We start from the raw sequence: 19,110 nt of genomic DNA on the forward strand, positions 1-19,110 counted from the left end.
GATGCCGGCCCGGTGCAGCAGGTGGGACAGCATCAGCCCGGCGGGACCACCTCCGACGATGCCGACCGGGGTGGTGAGAACGGTGCGCTCTGCGCTCATGAGTACTCCTGATGGTGGGGACGGGGTCGTGTCCAGTGTCGGGACACATCTGTGACCCCTGCCACGCATCTACCGTTCAATGGGTATAGTCGCGGGTGTTCCCTGCTCCCGGTGCGCCGGTGCGACCCCTGTCGCGGGCGGCCGGGCAGCCGAAGCCGAACCGGTCCGACGGGGAAGGAGGAGTGGCGTGGCGAACTCCCGCAGCGGGGACTCCGTGATCAGCCGGGTGATCCGTGTCCTGGAGGCCTTCGACCGCGACCGGCCCACCATGACGCTGTCGCGCCTGGCCGCGCGGGCGGAGCTGCCCCTGTCCACGACGCACCGCCTGGTCGAGGAGCTGATGGGCTACGGCCTGATCCAGCGCACGGACTCCGGTGAGCTGCGGATCGGGCTGCGCATGTGGGAGATCTCCGCCCGCTCCCTGGCGGCCATGGGCGTGCGGGAGGCCGCGCTGCCGTTCATGGACGACGTCCTGGCGGTCGTCCACCAGCACACCACCCTCGCCGTGCTGGACGAGAACGCCGCCCTCTACGTGGAGCGGATGTCGGCCCCGGACTCCGTGCTGGACGCCGCACGGATCACCGACCGCATGCCGCTCAACGCGTGCTCCTCCGGCCTGGTGCTGCTGGCCCACTCCTCCCCGGAGTTCCAGGACTCCTTCCTGTCGGGACGCCTCACCAAGGTCACGGACGAGACCCCCACCGATCCGGGACTGATCCGCCGGCACCTGGCCGAGATCAGGCAGCGAGGGTTCGTCGCCCTGCCGGGCATCGGCGTCTCGGAGTGGCTGGGCGTCGCCGTCCCCGTCTTCGGGGCCGAGCGCACGGTCGTCGCGGCGCTCAACGCCATCGTGCCCAGGGACCAGGCCGAGGTGAGGCTGATCGTGCCCGCCCTGCTCACGGCGGCCCACGGGATCTCCCGGACCCTCGCCCCCAGGCCGCGGCGCCTGCCCGTCGAACCCGGCTGACCGCGCCCAGATCTTTCATTGAATGAAAGCCTCGCCCCTTCCCGTCGTGACGACGATCACAGTAGGGAGCGAGGCACGGATCGGCACGGCCGAGCGGGGGCACGCTCCTCCGTCTCCGTCCGTTGTCCAGGTCGTGCACGGTCCCTGCCTCTTCTGTTCCCGGGCTCTCCCACTCTCCCGCGGCCCGCCGACGGGTGAGAGCCCCCAGACGACGAGAGGACCACGATGTCCGCAGCAACGACGCTCGAGACGCCACTCCCGCGCAGCGAGGAGGGCTCACTTCCCTACTCCCACGAGCTGGAGTGGCCCGAGGGGCTGGAGCCCTTCAAGGTCGTCGACGACGGCTCCCAGGAGGACCCCTACGCGCACTACACCTGGATGCGCGCGAACGCCCCGGTCCTGCGGTGCTGGTCGCCGGTCTCCGACGTCTACTTCATCTCCCGCTACGAGGACGTCCGCAAGGCCTTCCGCGCCCCGAAGATCTTCTCCTCGGAGGTGGTCTCGCCGCCGCCGATGACGTTCCTGACCCTGTTCGACGCACCGAACCACACCCGCCTGCGCAAGATCGTGGCCACCGCGTTCACCCCCAAGGCGATCAGACTGTTCGAGGAGCGGGTGCGGGAGACCGCCGACAAGCTCCTCGACGACCTCATCGCCCAGGGCGGGGGCGAGGTCGTGGAGGGCTATGCCATCCAGCTGAGCATGACGACGATCTCCGCCCTCCTGGACGTCCCGGCCGAGGACTACGAGAAGATGAAGTTCTGGTCCGACGAGACCTTCTCCTACTTCGGCCGCCTGGCGCGCAACGCCCCGGGCACGGGCACCGACGAGGACAGCGCGCGCGAGTTCTGGGCCTACCTCAAGGACACCATGGAGCGTCTCTACGCCGAGCAGAGCCCGTCCATGGGCGGGCACATCGCCCGGATGTGGAAGGACGAAGGCCTGCTCACCGAGCAGGAGGCGAAGGAGCTGTGCTCGTTCGTCTTCATCGCCGGGCACGACACGACCTCGATCCTGCTGGCCAACTCCTTCCGCATCTTCGCGGAGCAGCCAGAGCTGCTCCAGCGCCTCCGTGAGCACCCGGAGGACGCGGGGAAGTTCGCCGACGAGGTCGCCCGCCACCGCGGCGCCGTCCACCGCGCCAGCCGGATCACCACCGAGGAGGTCGAGGTGGCGGGGTCCACGCTGCCGAAGGGCAGCATCGTGCGCCTGCTCAACGCCTCCGCCAGCCGGGACCTCTTCGAGGACGGCGACACCTTCGACATCGACCACGACAACAGCAGGTCGCTGGGCTTCGGCCACGGCGTGCACAGCTGCCTGGGCCAGCCTCTGGCCCGGCTGGAGACCACGGTCACCGCCGAGGTCCTCGCCCGGCGCCTGGCCTCGATCACCCTGGACCCGGCGCACGAGATCGAGTACGTCCGCGGCAACAACCTCACCAACGCCGGTCCCCACCGCCTGCACGTCGTCCTGGAGGAGCGCCATGACTGAGCACACCACGCACCCCGTCGTCGTCGTCGGCTCCGGGCACGCCGGCGTCGCCGTCGCCGCAGGCCTGCGGACCCGCGGCTGGGCCGGACGGGTCGTCCTCGTCGACGCCCAGCACGACGTGCCCTACGAGCGGCCGCCCCTGTCCAAGGACCTCCTGGCGTCCGGTGCCGGGGACCGGGCCGCGCCGCTGCGCAAGGAGGACTGGTACGAGGCCAAGGGCATCGAGCGCGTGACCGGGCAGGCCGTCGACTCGATCGACCGGGACGCCCGCGCCGTCATCCTCTCGGACGGCAGCCGGCTCCCGTACCACCGGCTGGTGCTGGCCACCGGCTCACGGGCCCGCGAGCTGCCCGTGCCGGGGGCGGACCTCGACGGCGTGCTCGCGCTGCGCACCCACCAGGACGGGCTGGCCATCAAGCAGTCCCTGGTCCCGGGCGCGAGGGTGGTGGTCATCGGCGCCGGCTTCATCGGGATGGAGGTGGCCGCCGCGGCGGTCAAGAACGGCTGCGCCGTCACGGTGCTGGAGTTCCAGGACCGGGTCATGAAACGGGTGACCTCCCCGCCGGTGTCCGCGTTCTTCGAACGCCTCCACCGCTCCCAGGGCTTGCGCCTGGAGTTCGGGGCCGCAGTGACCGAGCTGCAGGGCGACGGCCGCGTGGAGCGGGTCCTCACCTCGGACGGACGGACCTTCGAGGCCGACGTCGTCGTGGCCGGCATCGGGGTGCTGCCCAACCAGGAGCTGGCCGAGGCCGCCGGGCTCGCCTGCCAGGACGGCATCCTGGTGAACGAGCAGTGCCGCACGACCGACCCGTGCATCTACGCCGCCGGGGACGTCACACGGTTCACCAGCCCGTTCAGCGGCGCGAGTCAGCGCCTGGAGTCCATCCAGAACGCCACCGCCCAGGCCGAGGCCGTGGTCGACGACGTCCTCGACCACGAGGTCAAGCCGTCGGAGGTGCCGTGGTTCTGGACCGTCCAGCACGGCGTGCGCCTCCAGACCGCCGGTGTCATGCACCCGGACGACGAGGTCGTCGTGCGCGGTGACCCCGAGAGGGGGAAGTTCTCCGTGGTCTACCTGCGCGAGGGCCGGCTGGCCGCCGTCGACACCATCGGCGGGCTGGCGGACTTCCGTCCGGCCAAGAAGCTGATCTCCACCGGCCTGCTGCTGGATCCTGCCCGGGTCGCGGACCCGGGCGTGAAGCTCGAGGACGCCGTGATCGGCACGGGTCCTCGGCCGGGCGCCTACGAGACCGCCGCAGCACTGGTCTAGTCCACCAACGTCTTCGAGAAGAGAGTTCCTGATGAGCAACAACACCCTGAACGTGATCGACCGTGACGGCCGGCAGCACGCCGTCGAGTGGGAGCCGGAGCAGAGCCTGATGGAGGCGCTGCGGGACAACGACCTGCCCGTGCTGGCGTCCTGCGGGGGCACGGCCTCCTGCGCCACCTGCCACGTCTTCCTCGACGGGGACGTCGTCGAGAGCCTGGGCGAGCGGTCCGAGGACGAGGCCGAGCTGCTCGTCGACGCGGAGGGCTTCCGGGAGGACTGCTCGCGCCTGTCCTGCCAGGTGGAGTTCGAGGATCGCCTCGACGGCATCACGGTCACCCTCGCCCCCGAAGAGGAGTAACCCCTTCACACCCCGTATGACAGTGCCCCGTCGCCGAGAAGGCGGCGGGGCACTGTCATGGGCTTCGTCCTGTGCTCCCCGGTCCTGTCGTTCCGCGATGGGCTCGGCGCACCGCTGCCGCGGCAGTCGTCCCAGCACAGCAGCTGTCCGGGGCGGCCGAAGGCCGCCCCGGACAGGCTCGTGACAGCAGGGAGGCTCCGGGTCAGGCGGAGACGGCGTCCTCCGGGACCGCCTCGGCCGTCTCTGGGGCGTGGCGGTGCGCGCCGAAGGCGGCGATGTCGCGGCCGGCGCGGTAGCCGAAGACGATGGCCGGGCCGATGTGGGAGCCGTAGCCGGGGTAGCCGCCACCGAAGACGGAGGCGGCCGCTGCCCCGACCGCCAGCAGGCCGGGGATGGGGTTCCCCTGCTCGTCGAGGACACGGGAGTCGTCGTCCACGTCCAGGCCGGCGAAGGAGCCGAGGTCGCCCATGCGCATCTTGGCGGCGTAGTACGGGGCCTTGTCCAGCGGGGCGAGGTTGGGGTTGGGCTTGTGGTCCTTGTCGCCGCGGAAGTGGTTGTACTCGGTCGAGCCGCGCCCGAACCTGGTGTCCTCGCCCCGGAGGGCGTCGGCGTTGAACTCCTCGAGGGTGGCGCGGAGGTTCTCGGCGGGGACGCCGATCTTCCCGGCGAGGTCCTCGAGGGTCCGTCCCCTGACGAGGTAGTCGATCCAGTAGTTGTAGGAGCGCGGGACGGGCCAGGGCTTGGCGTAGCCGATGCCGTACTTGTGCATGGTCTTCGCGTCGCCGATCAGCCAGGCGAAGGTGTCCTTCTCCCCGCGGTTGTGCTCGAGCATCTGGCGGCCGAAGTCGTGGTAGGACAGGGCCTCGTTGCCGAAGCGCCTCCCGTGCCGGTCCACGGCGATCAGCCCGGGCAGGCCGATGGCGCGCAGGTGCGGGAAGAGCCGCTGCCGGCCGTTGCGCAGGAACTTGAAGACCGTGATCGGGGCCCAGGAGCCGGGGCTGTGCGGGGAGTCGTCGATGTGCCCGCCGAGGCCCTTGGCCAGCTCCCACGCGGAGCCGTCGTGGCCGATGGTGGGGGTGACGTGGTTGGTGCCGTCGGGGTCGTGCGGGAAGTGCTTCTTCCGCAGCTCGGTGTGCCCGGTGAACCCGCCGGAGGCGAGGATGACCCCGGCCTTCGCGCGCACCGTCACGGGGTGCCTGCCCCCGAGGACCGCCCCGTCGACGGCACCCTCGGCGTCGCGGGTCAGGGCCTCGACCGGGGCCTCGGTCCACAGCCGCACCCCGAGGTCCTTGGCGGAGGCCACCATCAGGGTCATCAGGGCGTTGCCGTTGGTGCGCAGCACCCCGCGGCGGTAGAGGAGCGTGTCGATCCAGGTGCGCGCGACCTTGCCCGTGAGGTAGGCGAAGGACTTCAGCGACTGGTTGGCGTGCGTGACGTGGTACATGTCCGGCCCGACCTGCGGCATGTAGCCGTAGACGGTGTAGGAGGACATGTAGGGCTGCATTCGCAGCCGGTCCCCGCCGAGGATCCGCGCGTCGGTGTCCTTGGGGATGATCGCCCGGCCCGACAGCCTCGCCCCGGGCAGGTCCATCTGGTAGTCCGGGGCGGCCGGCGGGTAGGTGAACTCCACCGCGGTGTCGTTCTCCAGGAAGGAGAGGGCCTCGGGCACGGTGTCGAGAAAGGTCTTCACCCGGGTGGGCTTGTAGGTCTCCGGGGCGATCGCCCTCAGGTAGGTCTCCACTTCCTGGCGGGTGTCGCCCTCCGCCACCCCCTGCTTGTTGCCGGGCACCCACGCCCAGCCGGCGGAGATCGCCGCCGTCCCTCCGAGGTGCTCGGCCTTCTCCGCGACGACGACGCTCAGACCCTGACTGGCTGCCTTCAGCGCCGCGGTCATGCCCGCGGCACCGGATCCCACGACGAGGACGTCGCACTCCACCGGTTCGGTGCTCATGTGTGCTCCTTTCGGGCGAAGCGGTAGCGCTCCGCGGTGACTGGATTACTGGATTCCTCCGACAGTGAATCGGGTCACACCGGACAGCGATAGGAGATTTGCTGTTCAACGGGAATAGGATCGGCCGGGGACCATGCCCGAGCGGCACAGGGGCCCTGCGGTCGGGCGGCCTCGTCCGATCCGCCCCGGCACCGCGGGGCGACCGACGGACAGGAGACGATGGTGGCCAACTCACCCAGCGGGGAGTCGATCCTCGAGCGTGTCATCCGCATCCTGGAGGCCTTCGACGACAGCGCGCCGTTCCTGACCGTCTCCGAGCTCTCCCGCCGTGCGGAGCTGCCCACGACCACGGCCTACCGGCTGGTGGACGAGATGGTCGCCGCGGGCCTGCTCGAGCGCTACGGCCGCGAGGTGGGGGTCGGCATGCGGCTGTGGGAGCTCACCGAGCGCAGCTCCCGGGCGCTGACGATGCGGGAGGCGGCCCGCCCGTTCATGGACGACATCCGCTCCCTGCTGCAGCACCACGCGGTGCTGGGCGTGCTGGACGGGCACGAGGTCCTCTACGTCGAGCGGCTGCCCACCAAGTCCTCGACGGTGAACATCACGAAGATCGCCGCCCGTCTGCCCGCGCACGCCTGCTCGGCCGGCATGGCCCTGCTCGCCCACTCCGCGCCGGAGGTCCAGGAGCGCTTCCTCGCCTCCCGGCTCACGCCCTACACCCCCAACACCGTGACCGACCCCGCGGAGCTGCGCCGGCTGCTCGCCCAGGTCCGCAAGCAGGGCTACGCCTCGATGGTCGGGGTGATCGTCGAGCAGTCCTCCGGTGTCGCCGTCCCCGTCATGGGCCCGGACGGGGACGTGCTCGCCGCCCTGGGGATCGTGGTGCCCATCGGGCAGGAGAACGTCCAGGGCTGCGTGCCGCTGCTCCGGGGCGCCGCCCTGGGCCTGGAGCGCGCGCTGCGCGACATCTGGCCGCGACGCGAGGGCCTCCCGGCCTGAACCGGGGCGACGCCGACGTCCTCTTCCAGGAACTTTTCCCGATCATCGGGTTTTGCACTTCGGGCCGCGCTGCTCGACTGCCACTGTGATGCGAACCACACCGTCGTCCATCACAGGAGTTCCCATGAGTGCAACCACAGGCCGTGTCCAGGGCAAGGTCGTCGTCGTCACCGGTGCCCGCGGCGATCTGGGCAGCGCGTGCGTGCGCCTGCTGGCGCAGGAGGGCGCCCAGGTCGCGAGCCTGGACCGTCCGGGCGTCCCCGGTGTCGTCGAGCACCGGTCCGTCGTCGAGTACGACGCCGACATCACCGACGCCGAGGACGTCGCGGCGACCGTCGCCCGGGTGGCCGAGGAGCTCGGCGCCCCGGACGTGCTGGTCAACGCCGCCGGCATCATCGGCCGCCCGGCCCCCTCCCACGAGTCCACCGCGGACGAGTTCGACGCCATCTTCGACGTCAACGTCAAGGGCACCTGGCTGATGACCAAGCACGTGGTGCCGCACATGATCGAGAAGCAGGCCGGCAGCATCATCAACTTCTCCTCGATCCACGGCATCACCGGCGGGCGCAACGTCCCGCTCTACCACGCCACCAAGGGCGCCGTCCGGCTGCTCACCAAGTCCGACGCCGCCGCCTACGGCGAGCACGGGGTCCGGGTGAACTCCATCCACCCCGGGTCCATGGACACCCGGATGAGCCGGCGCTCCGCCGAGAACTCGCCCGTGGGGCCCGAGGCCTACTACGAGCAGCTCGTGGGCGGGAACCCGCTGCCCCGCCAGGGCAAGCCGGTCGAGATCGCCTACGGCGTGCTCTACCTCGCCTCGGACGAGTCGGGCTTCTCCACCGGCTCGGAGCTGGTCATCGACGGCGGCTACACCGCCCAGTGACCGGCCCCGCCCCGCTCCGACCCGCACCGCTGTCCCGCACCGACCACTCCCGCCAGGAGGCACCCATGATCCGCCACGTCGTCCTCTTCGACTTCAAGCCCAGCTTCACGGACGAGATCCGCGCCGCCTGGACCGAGGGCCTCGACCGGCTCGAGGGCAACGTCCCCGGGCTCGTGCGCCTGAGCCACGGCCCGGACGTCCTCGGCCTGGAACGCTCCTTCGACCACGCGATCGTCGCGGACTTCGAGACCGTCGAGGACATCGCGGTCTACGACACCCACCCCCTGCACGAGGCCATCAAGCCCTACTCCCTGCCCAACGCGGAGCGCGTCGTCTCCGTCGACTTCGTCCTCTGAGCCCTCGCCCGATCTCTCGCCCGATCCCCTCTGCCCGTTCCACCGCACCCACCGGGTCCGTTCCCAGGAGCACGCCATGACCTCCACCACCAAGCCCGAGCGCCTCGATCCGCCGCAGTCTCCCGCCGTTCCGCCGGCGGTTCCCGCGGACGGGGCCCTCAAGCACCGCAAGACCCCCGGCAAGGCCGCGCTCGCGTCCTTCCTGGGCTCCACCCTGGAGTACTACGACTTCTTCATCTTCGGCACCGCCGCTGCCCTGGTCTTCAACCGCCTGTTCTTCTCCCCGGAGAACCCCACCGCCGCCGCCGTCGGCTCGATGGCCGCCTTCGGCGTGGCCTACGTTGCCCGTCCGCTCGGCGGGCTGGTGATGGGCCACTTCGGGGACAGGCTCGGGCGCAAGAAGATCCTGCTGATCACCCTGGGCATCATGGGCCTGGCCTCCCTGGGGATCGGGTTCCTGCCCACCTACGAGCAGATCGGGGTCTGGGCGCCCATCCTGCTGGTCGCGCTGCGTCTGGCCCAGGGCTTCTCCGCCGGCGCCGAGTCCGCGGGGGCGTCCTCGCTCACAGTGGAGCACTCCCCGGAAGGACGACGAGGGTTCTTCACCAGCTTCGTGATGACCGGCTACGCCGCCGGCATGGTCCTGGCCACCGTCGTGTTCATCCCCATCTACCGCCTGGAGCAGGACGCCCTGATGTCCTGGGGCTGGCGGATCCCGTTCTGGCTGTCCATCGTGGTGCTGGCCATCGCCTACTGGGTGCGGACCCACCTGGACGAGACACCGGTGTTCGAGGAGGTCAAGGAGCACGACGAGCTCCACGAGCTGCCGCTCAAGGACGTGCTGCGCTACCAGCCGCTGGATGTGCTGCGCGTCCTGGCCATGTCGATCTTCTCGGTGGTGCAGACCGTCTTCACCGTCTTCGGCCTCGCCTACGCCACCGGCACCGCGGGCATCGACTCCACCACCATCCTCACCGTCAACGCCGTGTCCATCGGCCTGTCGATGGTCACCCTGCCGCTGGCCGCCCGCATCTCCGACCGGGTCGGGCGCAAGCCGGTGCTCCTGACGGCCGCGACCGGCTGCGCGGTGGGCGTGTTCGCCTACTTCTGGGCCCTGTCCACGGGCAACGTCGTGCTCATCGCCCTGGTCGCATTCGTGCTGATGACCTGCTTCTACTCGGGGTTCAACGGGATCTGGCCGGTGTACTTCGCCGAGCAGTTCGCCACCCCCATCCGCTACACGGGCATGGCGGCCGGCAACCAGCTGGGCCTGGTCGTGGCCGGTTTCGGCCCGATGATCGCGGGCATGATCATCGGCGACGGGATCAACGGCTGGATCCCGGTGGCCCTGTTCACGGTCGGGTGCATCGTCGTCGCCGGTGTCGCCGTCATCTCCGCGCGGGAGACGGCCTTCACCCGGATCGAGGAGCTCGGCGAGCCCTACTGGCGCAAGCGGGCCCTGACCGGCACGAAGTGACGCGACAGCTCCGCCCCGCCCGTCCCCGGGGTCCTGCACGAGGACCTCGGGGACGGGCGGGGCGCAGCCGTCCTTCAGCGCCCCCGGGCGCCGCCGGCGATCCGGTCGAGGACCAGGCGGGAGAGCTCCGCGGGCCTCGTCTCCGGCAGCCAGTGCCCCGCGGCCAGCTCCTCGAACCGGTAGGGCCCGGTCACGTGCCCGGCGGTGAGCTCGGCGGCCCGCCGGCCCAGGGCGCCGTCCTCCCGTCCCCACGCGTAGGTCGTCGGGACGCCCACCGGCCCGGAGCGCAGGCGGGACAGGGGCAGGGCCCGGTACCAGTTCAGGGCCCCGGTGAGCGCCCCGGGCTCCCGCATCCGCGCGGCGCAGCGGGCGGCGTCCGCGGCGGGCATGCCGGAGCGCAGGAGGAGGGCCTCGAGCCGGGGGCCGAGCAGCGCCTCGGGCAGCCGCGGCAGCTGGAAGAACCCCACGTACGCCGACCGCAGCGCCTGCGGGGAGCCGATCAGCGAGCGGGCCAGGGCGCGCGGGTGCGGGGTGGAGGCGACCGTCAGGGTGGCGATGCGCTCCAGGTGCGCCGAGGCGAGGGCCCAGCCCACGATCCCGCCCCAGTCGTGGCCCACCACGTGCGCCCGGGGCAGCCCCGCGGCGTCGAGCAGCGCCACGACGTCCCCGACGAGCAGCTCGAGCCGGTAGGCGGCGCGCCCGCGCGGCCGGGCGCCGGCGGCGTAGCCGCGCTGGTCGGGGACGAGGGTGCGCAGGCCCGCCGCGTGCAGCACCGGCAGCACACGGTCCCAGCTCGTGCGGTCCTGCGGGAAGCCGTGCAGCAGCACCACGGGCTCCCCGCCGGCGGGACCGGTGTCCCGCACGTCGAGCAGGCCGCCGCGAGGACCGGCGAGGGGCCCGTCGAGGCGGCCCTGCCGCGTCACTCCGACGGCGCGCGCCTGACGCCGGAGAACGGCGTCCGCCACACCTCGGGGTCCGCGATCGGGAAGCGGCGGCCCGTCACGAGCTCGGGCACGATCCGCACCAAGATGCCCTTCCGGCCCGCCTGCCAGGGCAGCAGCGGCAGGTCCATGGTGTCCATGAGCTCCTGGGGCCGCTGGATCTGCTCGGCACGGCCCCGGACCACGACGCTCCACGCCTTGGCGGCGCCCTCGTCGTAGCCGTCGATCTCCAGGGCCACCGGCGTCTCGGACAGGGCGGCGGCCAGCTTGGTGCCCTCCGCCGTCCGGAACACGAGGGTCCCGTGGTCGACGATGTGGTTCACGGGGAAGATGTCCGGGTGGTCGTCCACCCACACGGCGAGGCGGCCGACCCTGGCCGTGCGCAGCAGCTCCCAGCAGGCGCTGCTCGACAGTTCCTCGACATGGCCGGCGGGCTCGTCCGTCATCCTGTGCTCCTTCGGGTGGGCCGGCGGCGCCGGGGGCGCCGCGCAGGGTGTGCCGCCAAGCTAGCACCGGCCCGGGACCGGGGCCAGGGGAGCGCGCGGCGCGGCCGGCGGACGCTCCCACCGCGTCCGGCCGGTGGGCCAGAATGGTGGGAGACCACCGGCCGGAAGGAAACGGGACCACATGACCGAGCAGCAGCAGGGCCTCACCCACGTCCGGGCGGACGGCTCCGCCCACATGGTGGACGTCTCGGAGAAGGCCGTCACCACCCGCGAGGCCACGGCGACGGCGACGCTGAGCACCCGCCCCGACGTCGTCGAGCAGGTCTTCGCCGCCGGCCTCCCCAAGGGGGACGCCCTCCCGGTGGCCCGGGTGGCCGGGATCATGGCCGCGAAGAAGACCCCCGAGCTGATCCCCCTGTGCCACCCCCTGCCGATCAGCAAGGTCGTGGTGGACTTCGAGCGGCTGGCCGACGGCGTGCGGATCACCGCGACCGTGAAGACCCGTGGCGTCACCGGCGTGGAGATGGAGGCGCTGACCGCGGCGTCGGTGGCGGCGCTGACGCTCTACGACATGATCAAGGCCGTGGACAAGCTCGCCGTGATCGGCCAGATCAAGGTGCTCGAGAAGTCGGGCGGGAAGTCGGGCGACTGGAGCCGGGTCGAGGGGGGCGCGTCGTGAGGACGGCCGCGGTCATCGTCGCCTCCACGCGGGCGGCCGCCGGGGTCTACCAGGACAGGAGCGGGCGGATCGCCGCCGACTGGTTCGGCTCCCACGGCTTCGAGGTCGAGGGGCCGTTCGTGGTGGCCGACGGCGAGGACGTCCGCGCCCAGCTCGAACGCCTGCTCGTGGAGCGCCCGCCGGAGGACCGCCCGAGCGTCGTCGTGACCAGCGGCGGCACCGGTCTCGCCCCCGACGACCTCACCCCCGAGGTCACCCGGCCCTTCCTGGACCGGGAGCTGCCGGGCATCATGGAGGCGCTGTGGGCCGAGGGCCGCCGGACCACGCCGCTGGCCGTGCTCAGCCGCGGGCACGCCGGGGTCAGCGGGCACACCTTCGTCGTCAACCTCCCCGGCTCCACCGGCGGGGTCTGGGACGGGCTGAAGGTGCTGGAGCCGCTGCTGGACCACGTGTGCGACCAGCTCGAGGGCCACCGCGACCGCGGCCACGCCGGGCCCGACCACGACCCCCGTCCCGGAAGGACAGCACCATGAGCAGCCCCGGACCGATCCAGGCGCGGACCGCCGTGGTCGGCGCGTTCGTCACCGCCGAGCCCCTGGACCACGCGCGGGCCGTCGCGGCCGTCCAGGACGAGCGCACCGGCGCCGTGGTCTCCTTCAGCGGCGTCATCCGCGACCACGACGGCGGGCGCTCCGTCACCAGCCTCGACTACACCTGCCACCCCGGTGCGGACGGGGTGATCAAGGACGTCGCCCGCCAGGTCGCCGAGGACTTCCCGGGCGTGCGGATCTGGGCCGCCCACCGGGTCGGGCACCTCGAGGTCGGCGACTCCGCCCTGGAGGCCGTCGTGGGCGCCGCCCACCGCAAGCTCGCCTTCGCCGCGTGCGACGCCCTCGTGGACCGGATCAAGACCGAGGTGCCCATCTGGAAGGAGCAGCTCTTCACGGACGGCTCCACCGAGTGGGTCGGGCTGGACGCCTGAGCGCCGTGGACCTGCCCCCGCTCGTCGAGCCGGCCCCGGAGCTCACCGACGCCGAGCTGCGCCGCTACGCCCGCCACCTCACCGTCCCCCAGATCGGCGAGGAGGGCCAGCGGCGGCTCAAGAACGCGCGCGTGCTGTGCGTGGGCGCGGGCGGCCTCGGCTCCCCCGCGCTGCTCTACCTCGCCGCCGCGGGCGTCGGGACCCTCGGCGTCGTGGACGACGACGTCGTGGACGCCTCCAACCTGCAGCGCCAGGTGATCCACGGGCAGACCACCCTGGGCGTGGCCAAGACGGCGTCGGCGGCCCGGCGGATCGGAGACCTCAACCCGCTGGTGCGCGTCGTCGAGCACCGTCAGCGGCTCACCGCGGGCAATGCGGAGGGGATCCTCGCCGGCTACGACCTCGTGCTGGACGGCACGGACAACTTCGGGACCCGCTACCTGGTCTCCGACGCGTGCGAGCTGGCCGGCGTCCCGCACGTGTGGGGCTCGATCCTGCGCTTCGACGGGCAGTACTCGGTGTTCTGGGCCGCGCACGGGCCCACCTACCGGGACCTCTACCCCGTCCCGCCGGCGCCCGGATCGGTGCCCGACTGCGCCGAGGCCGGGGTGCTCGGCGTCCTGCCGGGGCTGCTGGGCACCGCCATGGCGGTCGAGGCCGTCAAGCTGGTCACGGGCATCGGCACCACGATGCTCGGGCGGGTCGCCACCTACGACGCCCTCTCGGCCCGCTGGTGGGAGATCCCCCTCGCCCCCACCCCGGGCCGTCCGGCCGTGACGGGCCTGGCGGGGCCGGGGCCCGACGACGGTGGTGCTGCCGCCTGCGCGGCCCCGGCGGCCGCCGTGGAGGAGGGCGTGCCCACGGTGACGGCCCCGCAGCTCGCGGAGCTGCTCGCCGCCCGGGACCGCGGGGAGACGGACTTCGAGCTCGTCGACGTCCGCGAGGCCTACGAGGCCCGGCTCGCGGCCATCCCCGGGGCCCGGCTGGTGCCGCTGGGGGAATTCGAGTCCGGGGAGGCGTTCGCCCGGCTCGACCCTGCCCGGCGCACGGTGCTGCACTGCAAGGCCGGGGCCCGCTCCGAGCGGGCCCTGCGGCTGCTCCGCGCCCGGGGGCACCCGGACGTCGTCCACCTCGAGGGCGGGATCCTCGCCTGGATCGAGCAGGTGGACCCCGCCCAGCGCCCGTACTGACCCCCGCACCGGCCGTCCCCAGCAGGGCCCGGGACTACGCGGAGAGCGGACGGCCCTGGCCTGTCGGCCCCGGTCCGTGCCTACGGTGGGGGCGACCGTTCCGACGAAAGGACCACGCATGTCCGAGCACAGCATCTCCGCCAGCCGCGTCATCGACGCGCCCGCCGACGCGATCTTCGACGTCCTCACCCTGCCCTCCCGCCACAAGGAGATCGACGGCTCCGGCACGGTCGTCTCCGGCGACGACCAGCGCATCATGCAGGTCGGCCAGGTGTTCGTGATGAACATGAACGGTGAGCACATGGGCGGGGACTACGTCATGGAGAACACCGTCTCCGGCTACGACGAGAACAAGCTCCTCGCCTGGAAGCCCAAGCCGCAGGGCGCCGAGCTCGAGGGCTGGGAGTGGATCTGGGAGCTCGAGCCGCAGGGCCCGGAGGCCACGCTGGTCACCGAGACCTACTCGTGGGAGCACGCGTCCCCCGCGTCGAAGAAGGCCGTGTCCTTCCCGCTCTTCGAGGAGCACGCGCTGGAGCAGTCCCTCGAGCGGCTCGCGTCGGCGGTCTCCTACGACTGAGGGCCCGGCCCCTGCCCGACGGCGCCCCGGTCACCCCAGGTGACCGGGGCGCCGTCGTCGTTCCCGTCCCCCGGGCGCCGGCTCCGAGGTCAGCTCTCGGGCTTCTCCGCCTCCGGGTCCATCCAGAGGACCTCCCACAGGTGGCCGTCGGGGTCGCTGAAGCAGCGCGAGCGCAGGAAGCCGTAGTCCTGGGTCTCGCCCTCGGTCGCTCCGGCGCGCAGGGCCCGTTCGACGACCGTGTCGACCTGCTCGGGCGAGTCGACGCTGATGGCGTTGACGACGGACGAGTCGGCCGAGGTCCCTGCGGCCGACCCGCCGAGGGGGCACCGGTGCCGGTCCGGGCTCAGGACCATGACGTGCTCCGTGCCGCCGATCAGGACGGCGCCGGCGTGCTCGCCGCTGAGCACGGGGTGCAGCTCCCAGCCCAGGTCGGTGTAGAAGCGCTTCGACCTCGCCAGGTCGGAGACGGGGAGTTCGAGGAAAACCGTGGTTGACATGACAGGTCCTTCGCCGTTCGGTCGGCACGAGTGTTTCCGCCCGGGGGTCCCGCTCAGGGGCGGTGCGCGGTCTCCCCCTGTCGGCGTTCTCGGTCCGGCGAGGTCGGGCTCCGTGATCCCCCCGGACCGCCCCGACCCCCCCGCTGCGTGCCGTCATGCTAACCCCGTGCCGGGCGCGCCGGAAGGAGACCCGGTCACACCCGGCATTGTTGCGTCCCGGCCGGGACCGGGCGGAATGGGGGAGCGGGGCGCCGGGTTGTGAGGGCATGAGAGTCATCGGAGTCGAGCAGTTCGGAGGGCCGGAGGCCCTCGCCGTCCACGAGGTCCCGGACCCGCACCCGGGACCGGGGGAGGTGCGGATCCGGGTGAAGGCGGCCGCGGTGAGCCCCACCGACACCCTGCTGCGCGCGGGCCGGCAGCCGATGGGTGAGCGCCGCCCGCCGCACGTGCCCGGGATGGACGCCGCGGGCATCGTCGACGAGGTGGGGGAGGGCAGCGCCTGGCGCCCCGGGACCGCGGTCATGGGCATCGCCCTGCCCCGCGGCGAGCACGGCGGCGCGTACGCCGAGTACCTGATCGCCCCGGACGACTCGATCGCCCGCGTTCCCGCCGACGCGGACTTCGCGGCGTCGGCCACGCTGCCCATGAACGGGCTGACCGCCCTGCAGATCCTGGAGTCGCTGGACCTGCAGCCCGAGCAGGTCCTCGCCGTGACCGGGGCCGCGGGCGTCCTGGGCAACTACGTGGTGGAGCTGGCCAAGCACGAGGGGCTGACCGTCGTGGCCGACGCGTCGGAGCAGGACCTGGAGCTCGTCGACAGCCTCGGCGCCGACCACGTGGTGGCGCGCGGGGACGACGTCGCCGAGCGGATCCGGGAGTTCTTCCCCGACGGCGTGGACGCCCTCGTGGACGCCGCCGTGCTCAACGAGAAGGCCGCCCCGGCGGTGCGGGACGGCGGCGGCTTCGCGACCGTCCGGCACTGGGAGGGGGACCCCGGCCGCGGCATCACGGTGCACCGGATCAGCGTGCCCCGGGAGTACCACTCCGGGGACAAGCTGGACCTGCTGCGCCGGTACGTCGAGGACGGGGTGCTGACCCTGCGCGTGGCCGGCGTGTACCCCGCCGAGGACGCCGCCGAGGCCCACCGCCGGCTCGAGGCCGGGGGCGTGCGCGGCCGGCTGGTGCTGGAGCTCTAGCCGGTCAGCCCGGCCTGGTGGTCGATCCCGATCTGGTCGACCTTCCGGTGGAAGCGCATCCCGGCGAGTCCGCCGAGCACCGCGGCGAGCAGGGGGATCAGGACGGCGACGACCAGGGCGATGATCCCGCCCGTCGTGAGGGCGCCCTCGCCGATCGGGATGCGCGGGAAGCTGTTCAGCTCGCCCAGGACGTTGAACTGCTCACCCGCCACGGCGCCGAGGACCGCCAGGACGACGGCGATGACGATCGCCCAGACCCACACGGCCACGCCCTGTTTCGCGCCGTCGAAGCGGGCCATGCGCCCGGCCACGTAGCCACCGGCGAAGTAGGCGACGAACAGGATCACGGCGAGGGCGATCCCGCTGAGGATCCCCACCGTCGCCGCGTCCTGGGCGATCTGCTCGGCGATCCGGCCGGGGTCGCTGGTGGTCGTCACGCCCACGCCCGTGCCGATCGCGGCGAGCAGGCCCGTGAGCAGCACGGCGATGCCGGTGGCGGTCATCCAGCCGAAGAACGCGCAGCCGAGCTTCACCCCTCCGAACTCCCGTCTCTCCGCGGCGACGACCTCGTGGCGCCGCCCGCGGGGAGTGGTCGCCCCGGACCTCCCGGGGGCGGCCGCCTCCGATCCCCCAGGGGTGGTCGCGCCTGACGGTTCCTGCTGTGCCATGACGTTCTCCTCGTCGGCGTCCGCATGCTCCGGGCAACGGTGCATCCACAAGGTTCCTCTCCCCCGTGGTTCTCCGCAACAGGCGGCTCCCTGTGCGGCGGGCACGACCGGACGTAGGCTGATGGATCCGGCCCCTGCCCGACGGCGGGCCGGCGACCAGACGGAAGGACACGACCATGGACTTCACCCCCCGAACGGCCATCGTGACCGGTTCGGACTCCGGCATCGGCCGCGCCACGGCGGTCGCCCTCGCAGCGGCGGGCATGGACGTCGGCATCACCTGGCACCGGGACGAGGCCGGCGCCGAGCGGACCGCCGAGGAGGTGCGCAGCTACGACCGGAAGGCCGTGGTGGCGCAGCTGGACGCCACGGACCTGGAGGGCTGCGGGGCGGTCGTGGACTCCCTCGTCGAGCGGCTCGGCGGGGTCGACGTGTTCGTCAACAACTCCGGCACCGGCGCGAACGTCCCGTTCCTCGAGACGTCGCTGGGCACCTGGCGCAAGGTGGTGGCCACGGACCTGGACGGCGCGTTCGTGTGCCTGCAGGCGGCGGCCCGGCACATGGTGGGGGCGGGGCGCGGCGGACGGCTGATCGCGGTCACGAGCGTCCACGAGCACCTGCCCCGGGTCGGCTCCAGCGCCTACGACGCCGCCAAGCACGGGCTGGGCGGGCTCGTGAAGACCATCGCCCTGGAGCTGGGCGAGCACGGGATCACCGCGAACTCGGTGGCGCCGGGCGAGATCGCCACACCCATGACGGGCCAGGAGGACGAGAACCCGCGGCGCACCCACCGTCCCGGCGTGCCGCTGGGCCGGCCCGGCGACGCCCGCGAGGTCGCGTCGGTCATCGCGTTCCTGGCCTCCCCGGCCTCGGCCTACGTGACCGGAGCGTCCTGGGTGGTCGACGGCGGCATGGAGCAGATGGGCCCGCAGGCGGGCTCGCACCTCACGAGCGACGAGTGGCGGAGGGGCTGAGCAGCGCCCCGCCCGGCGGGGCGGCCGCCGTGACGGTCTACACCAAGCCCTCGTGCGTGCAGTGCGAGGCGACCGTCCGGGCCCTGGGGCGGAAGGGCATCGCCTTCCGGCTGGTGGACGTCACGGTCGACGACGACGCCCTCGCCCACGTGCGGGAGCTCGGCCACCAGCAGGTCCCGGTGGTGGAGACGGCCACGGAGCACTGGTCCGGCTACCGGCCCGACCGGATCCTGGCCCTCGCGCGCCGGCGGACCGGCTAGGGACAGCCGGGGCGGGCGGCCCGACGGCCGCCCGCCCCGGCGTCATCTCCCTCCGTCCGCTGCCCTAGCGGCCCAGCAGGCCGTTGATCCGGTCGAGCAGGGCGGTCAGGCCGGTGAGCGGGCCGCCGCCGTCGAGCAGACCGGTGACGGCGCACAGCAGGTTGCCCAGCAGGTTGCCCGGGCCCTGCTCGGCGACGACGTCGAGAACCACTTCGTCGAGGTCGACGACCAGGCCCAGGAGATCCAGGTGGAGAGGGCCGAGGTCGAGGTCGAGGACGCCGCACGAACTTCCGGACCCGGCGGCCGTGACGGTCGTGCCGACGGCCTCCGCCGGCACTGCGGTGACCGCGCCGGTGTCGCTGTCGGTGAACTGCCCTGCCACCACACCGTTGGCGACGAGCTGTCCGTTCTCCACCACGAAGTCGGTGACGGTGAAGGTGCCTTCGAAGATCCCCGCCCCCTCGGTGCCGGTGGCCGGCGCCGTGATGTCGAGCGGCTCGACCGTCACCGGCTGGGCGGCGCCGACCGCCGGCGGAGGGGCGGCGTAGGAGGCGGGGACCGAGAGCCCTGCCGCCATCGTGGTGGCGAGGGCGAGGGCGGTGAGCGGAACCGTGAATTTCGTGCGCATGGTAGATCTCCCCTTCGGGGCAGGCGAGGCCTGCTGGGTCGAGCCGGGACTTCCGGTGGATGCCGCCCTGCAGCGGGGGTCAGGGCGAACGGACGAGGCGCCAATTCAATGCAATTCAATGCAAGTAATCGTGCACAGTACTCGTCGCGGGCCAGGTGCTCAAGCAAACAGCTGGGGGTGCCGGGGGGCGTCCCGCTGAGGATCCGCGTGCCGCCCCG

23 protein-coding genes are annotated in these 19,110 nt (G+C 72.5%); 16 read left to right on the top strand and 7 right to left on the bottom strand.

The features are described from left to right. Positions 1-99 (bottom strand): FAD-dependent monooxygenase (locus tag IEW07_RS15560; protein ID WP_188538883.1); only part of this gene is annotated, 99 nt, incomplete at its 3' end. A gap of 187 nt (positions 100-286) precedes the next feature. Here IEW07_RS15560 and IEW07_RS15565 point away from each other — a divergent pair. The 4 genes from IEW07_RS15565 to IEW07_RS15580 all read left to right on the top strand — a co-directional run bounded on the left by IEW07_RS15565 (position 287) and on the right by IEW07_RS15580 (position 4,185). Beyond that, complete coding sequence (locus IEW07_RS15565; protein ID WP_188538885.1) at positions 287-1,066, top strand: IclR family transcriptional regulator; 780 nt, start codon at positions 287-289, stop codon at positions 1,064-1,066. Between the two features lie 225 nt (positions 1,067-1,291). Then, positions 1,292-2,557, top strand: a complete 1,266-nt coding sequence (locus tag IEW07_RS15570; RefSeq protein WP_188538887.1) for a cytochrome P450 — start codon at positions 1,292-1,294, stop codon at positions 2,555-2,557. After that, the gene (locus IEW07_RS15575) at positions 2,550-3,827 is read left to right on the top strand and encodes an NAD(P)/FAD-dependent oxidoreductase (RefSeq protein WP_188538889.1); all 1,278 of its coding nucleotides are present in this window, start codon (positions 2,550-2,552) and stop codon (positions 3,825-3,827) included. Before IEW07_RS15570 ends, IEW07_RS15575 begins: the two co-directional genes overlap by 8 nt. Before the next feature lie 31 nt (positions 3,828-3,858). Continuing rightward, positions 3,859-4,185 carry a 2Fe-2S iron-sulfur cluster-binding protein gene (locus IEW07_RS15580; RefSeq protein ID WP_188538891.1) on the top strand — a complete coding sequence of 109 codons (327 nt, stop codon included), beginning with the start codon at positions 3,859-3,861 and terminating at the stop codon, positions 4,183-4,185. Positions 4,186-4,387: 202 nt separating this feature from the next. Here IEW07_RS15580 and chcC2 read toward each other — a convergent pair whose 3' ends face one another. Continuing rightward, complete coding sequence (gene chcC2 / locus IEW07_RS15585) at positions 4,388-6,136, bottom strand: 4-oxocyclohex-2-ene-1-carboxylate 5-dehydrogenase (RefSeq protein WP_188538893.1); 1,749 nt, start codon at positions 6,134-6,136, stop codon at positions 4,388-4,390. Positions 6,137-6,358: 222 nt separating this feature from the next. On the opposite strand from chcC2, the gene IEW07_RS15590 reads away from it, so the two are divergent. The 4 genes from IEW07_RS15590 (at position 6,359) to IEW07_RS15605 (ending at position 9,854) form a co-directional block, all read left to right on the top strand. Then, a complete protein-coding gene (locus IEW07_RS15590; protein WP_188538895.1) occupies positions 6,359-7,135 on the top strand; it encodes an IclR family transcriptional regulator in 777 nt (258 codons plus the stop codon). Between the two features lie 124 nt (positions 7,136-7,259). Then, the gene (locus IEW07_RS15595) at positions 7,260-8,021 is read left to right on the top strand and encodes an SDR family NAD(P)-dependent oxidoreductase (RefSeq protein WP_188538897.1); all 762 of its coding nucleotides are present in this window, start codon (positions 7,260-7,262) and stop codon (positions 8,019-8,021) included. A gap of 65 nt (positions 8,022-8,086) precedes the next feature. Beyond that, on the top strand, positions 8,087-8,377 hold the full coding sequence (locus IEW07_RS15600; protein ID WP_188538899.1) for a Dabb family protein: 291 nt from the start codon (positions 8,087-8,089) through the stop codon (positions 8,375-8,377). A gap of 76 nt (positions 8,378-8,453) precedes the next feature. Beyond that, a complete protein-coding gene (locus IEW07_RS15605; protein ID WP_188538901.1) occupies positions 8,454-9,854 on the top strand; it encodes an MFS transporter in 1,401 nt (466 codons plus the stop codon). A 74-nt stretch (positions 9,855-9,928) separates the two neighbouring features. Here IEW07_RS15605 and IEW07_RS15610 read toward each other — a convergent pair whose 3' ends face one another. Both IEW07_RS15610 and IEW07_RS15615 read right to left on the bottom strand, forming a co-directional pair. After that, positions 9,929-10,777 carry an alpha/beta fold hydrolase gene (locus tag IEW07_RS15610; RefSeq protein WP_188538903.1) on the bottom strand — a complete coding sequence of 283 codons (849 nt, stop codon included), beginning with the start codon at positions 10,775-10,777 and terminating at the stop codon, positions 9,929-9,931. After that, the gene (locus tag IEW07_RS15615; protein WP_188538905.1) at positions 10,774-11,241 is read right to left on the bottom strand and encodes a pyridoxamine 5'-phosphate oxidase family protein; all 468 of its coding nucleotides are present in this window, start codon (positions 11,239-11,241) and stop codon (positions 10,774-10,776) included. Before IEW07_RS15615 ends, IEW07_RS15610 begins: the two co-directional genes overlap by 4 nt. 181 nt (positions 11,242-11,422) lie before the next feature. On the opposite strand from IEW07_RS15615, the gene moaC reads away from it, so the two are divergent. The 5 genes from moaC to IEW07_RS15640 all read left to right on the top strand — a co-directional run bounded on the left by moaC (position 11,423) and on the right by IEW07_RS15640 (position 14,669). Next, positions 11,423-11,920: a cyclic pyranopterin monophosphate synthase MoaC gene (gene moaC / locus IEW07_RS15620; protein WP_188538907.1), complete on the top strand. Its 498-nt coding sequence runs from the start codon at positions 11,423-11,425 to the stop codon at positions 11,918-11,920. Continuing rightward, the gene (locus IEW07_RS15625) at positions 11,917-12,453 is read left to right on the top strand and encodes a MogA/MoaB family molybdenum cofactor biosynthesis protein (RefSeq protein WP_188538909.1); all 537 of its coding nucleotides are present in this window, start codon (positions 11,917-11,919) and stop codon (positions 12,451-12,453) included. Before moaC ends, IEW07_RS15625 begins: the two co-directional genes overlap by 4 nt. Then, entirely contained in the window at positions 12,450-12,902 is a 453-nt protein-coding gene (locus tag IEW07_RS15630; protein WP_188538911.1) for a molybdenum cofactor biosynthesis protein MoaE, read from the top strand. The genes IEW07_RS15625 and IEW07_RS15630 overlap by 4 nt, the downstream gene beginning before the upstream one ends. A gap of 5 nt (positions 12,903-12,907) precedes the next feature. Next, complete coding sequence (gene moeB, locus IEW07_RS15635) at positions 12,908-14,092, top strand: molybdopterin-synthase adenylyltransferase MoeB (protein WP_188538913.1); 1,185 nt, start codon at positions 12,908-12,910, stop codon at positions 14,090-14,092. Positions 14,093-14,210: 118 nt separating this feature from the next. Continuing rightward, positions 14,211-14,669, top strand: a complete 459-nt coding sequence (locus tag IEW07_RS15640) for an SRPBCC family protein (RefSeq protein WP_188538915.1) — start codon at positions 14,211-14,213, stop codon at positions 14,667-14,669. 89 nt (positions 14,670-14,758) lie between these two features. Here IEW07_RS15640 and IEW07_RS15645 read toward each other — a convergent pair whose 3' ends face one another. Beyond that, a complete protein-coding gene (locus IEW07_RS15645) occupies positions 14,759-15,166 on the bottom strand; it encodes a VOC family protein (RefSeq protein WP_188538917.1) in 408 nt (135 codons plus the stop codon). A 266-nt stretch (positions 15,167-15,432) separates the two neighbouring features. Between IEW07_RS15645 and IEW07_RS15650 the strand changes: the two genes are divergently transcribed. Next, positions 15,433-16,362: an NADP-dependent oxidoreductase gene (locus IEW07_RS15650; protein ID WP_188538919.1), complete on the top strand. Its 930-nt coding sequence runs from the start codon at positions 15,433-15,435 to the stop codon at positions 16,360-16,362. Here the strand turns inward: IEW07_RS15650 and IEW07_RS15655 are convergent. Further along, a complete protein-coding gene (locus IEW07_RS15655; RefSeq protein WP_188538921.1) occupies positions 16,359-17,030 on the bottom strand; it encodes a hypothetical protein in 672 nt (223 codons plus the stop codon). The genes IEW07_RS15650 and IEW07_RS15655 overlap by 4 nt on opposite strands. A gap of 176 nt (positions 17,031-17,206) precedes the next feature. Between IEW07_RS15655 and IEW07_RS15660 the strand changes: the two genes are divergently transcribed. Beyond that, entirely contained in the window at positions 17,207-18,004 is a 798-nt protein-coding gene (locus tag IEW07_RS15660) for an SDR family oxidoreductase (RefSeq protein WP_188538923.1), read from the top strand. Then, positions 17,989-18,264 (top strand): glutaredoxin-like protein NrdH, encoded by a 276-nt coding sequence (gene nrdH, locus IEW07_RS15665; protein WP_229741898.1) that lies wholly within the window; start codon positions 17,989-17,991, stop codon positions 18,262-18,264. The genes IEW07_RS15660 and nrdH overlap by 16 nt, the downstream gene beginning before the upstream one ends. Before the next feature lie 64 nt (positions 18,265-18,328). Here nrdH and IEW07_RS15670 read toward each other — a convergent pair whose 3' ends face one another. Next, positions 18,329-18,892: an ABC transporter substrate-binding protein gene (locus IEW07_RS15670; protein WP_229741899.1), complete on the bottom strand. Its 564-nt coding sequence runs from the start codon at positions 18,890-18,892 to the stop codon at positions 18,329-18,331. Positions 18,893-19,110: the final 218 nt, after the last annotated feature.

Source organism: Kocuria dechangensis, from assembly GCF_014636775.1.
Classification (GTDB): domain Bacteria; phylum Actinomycetota; class Actinomycetes; order Actinomycetales; family Micrococcaceae; genus Kocuria; species Kocuria dechangensis.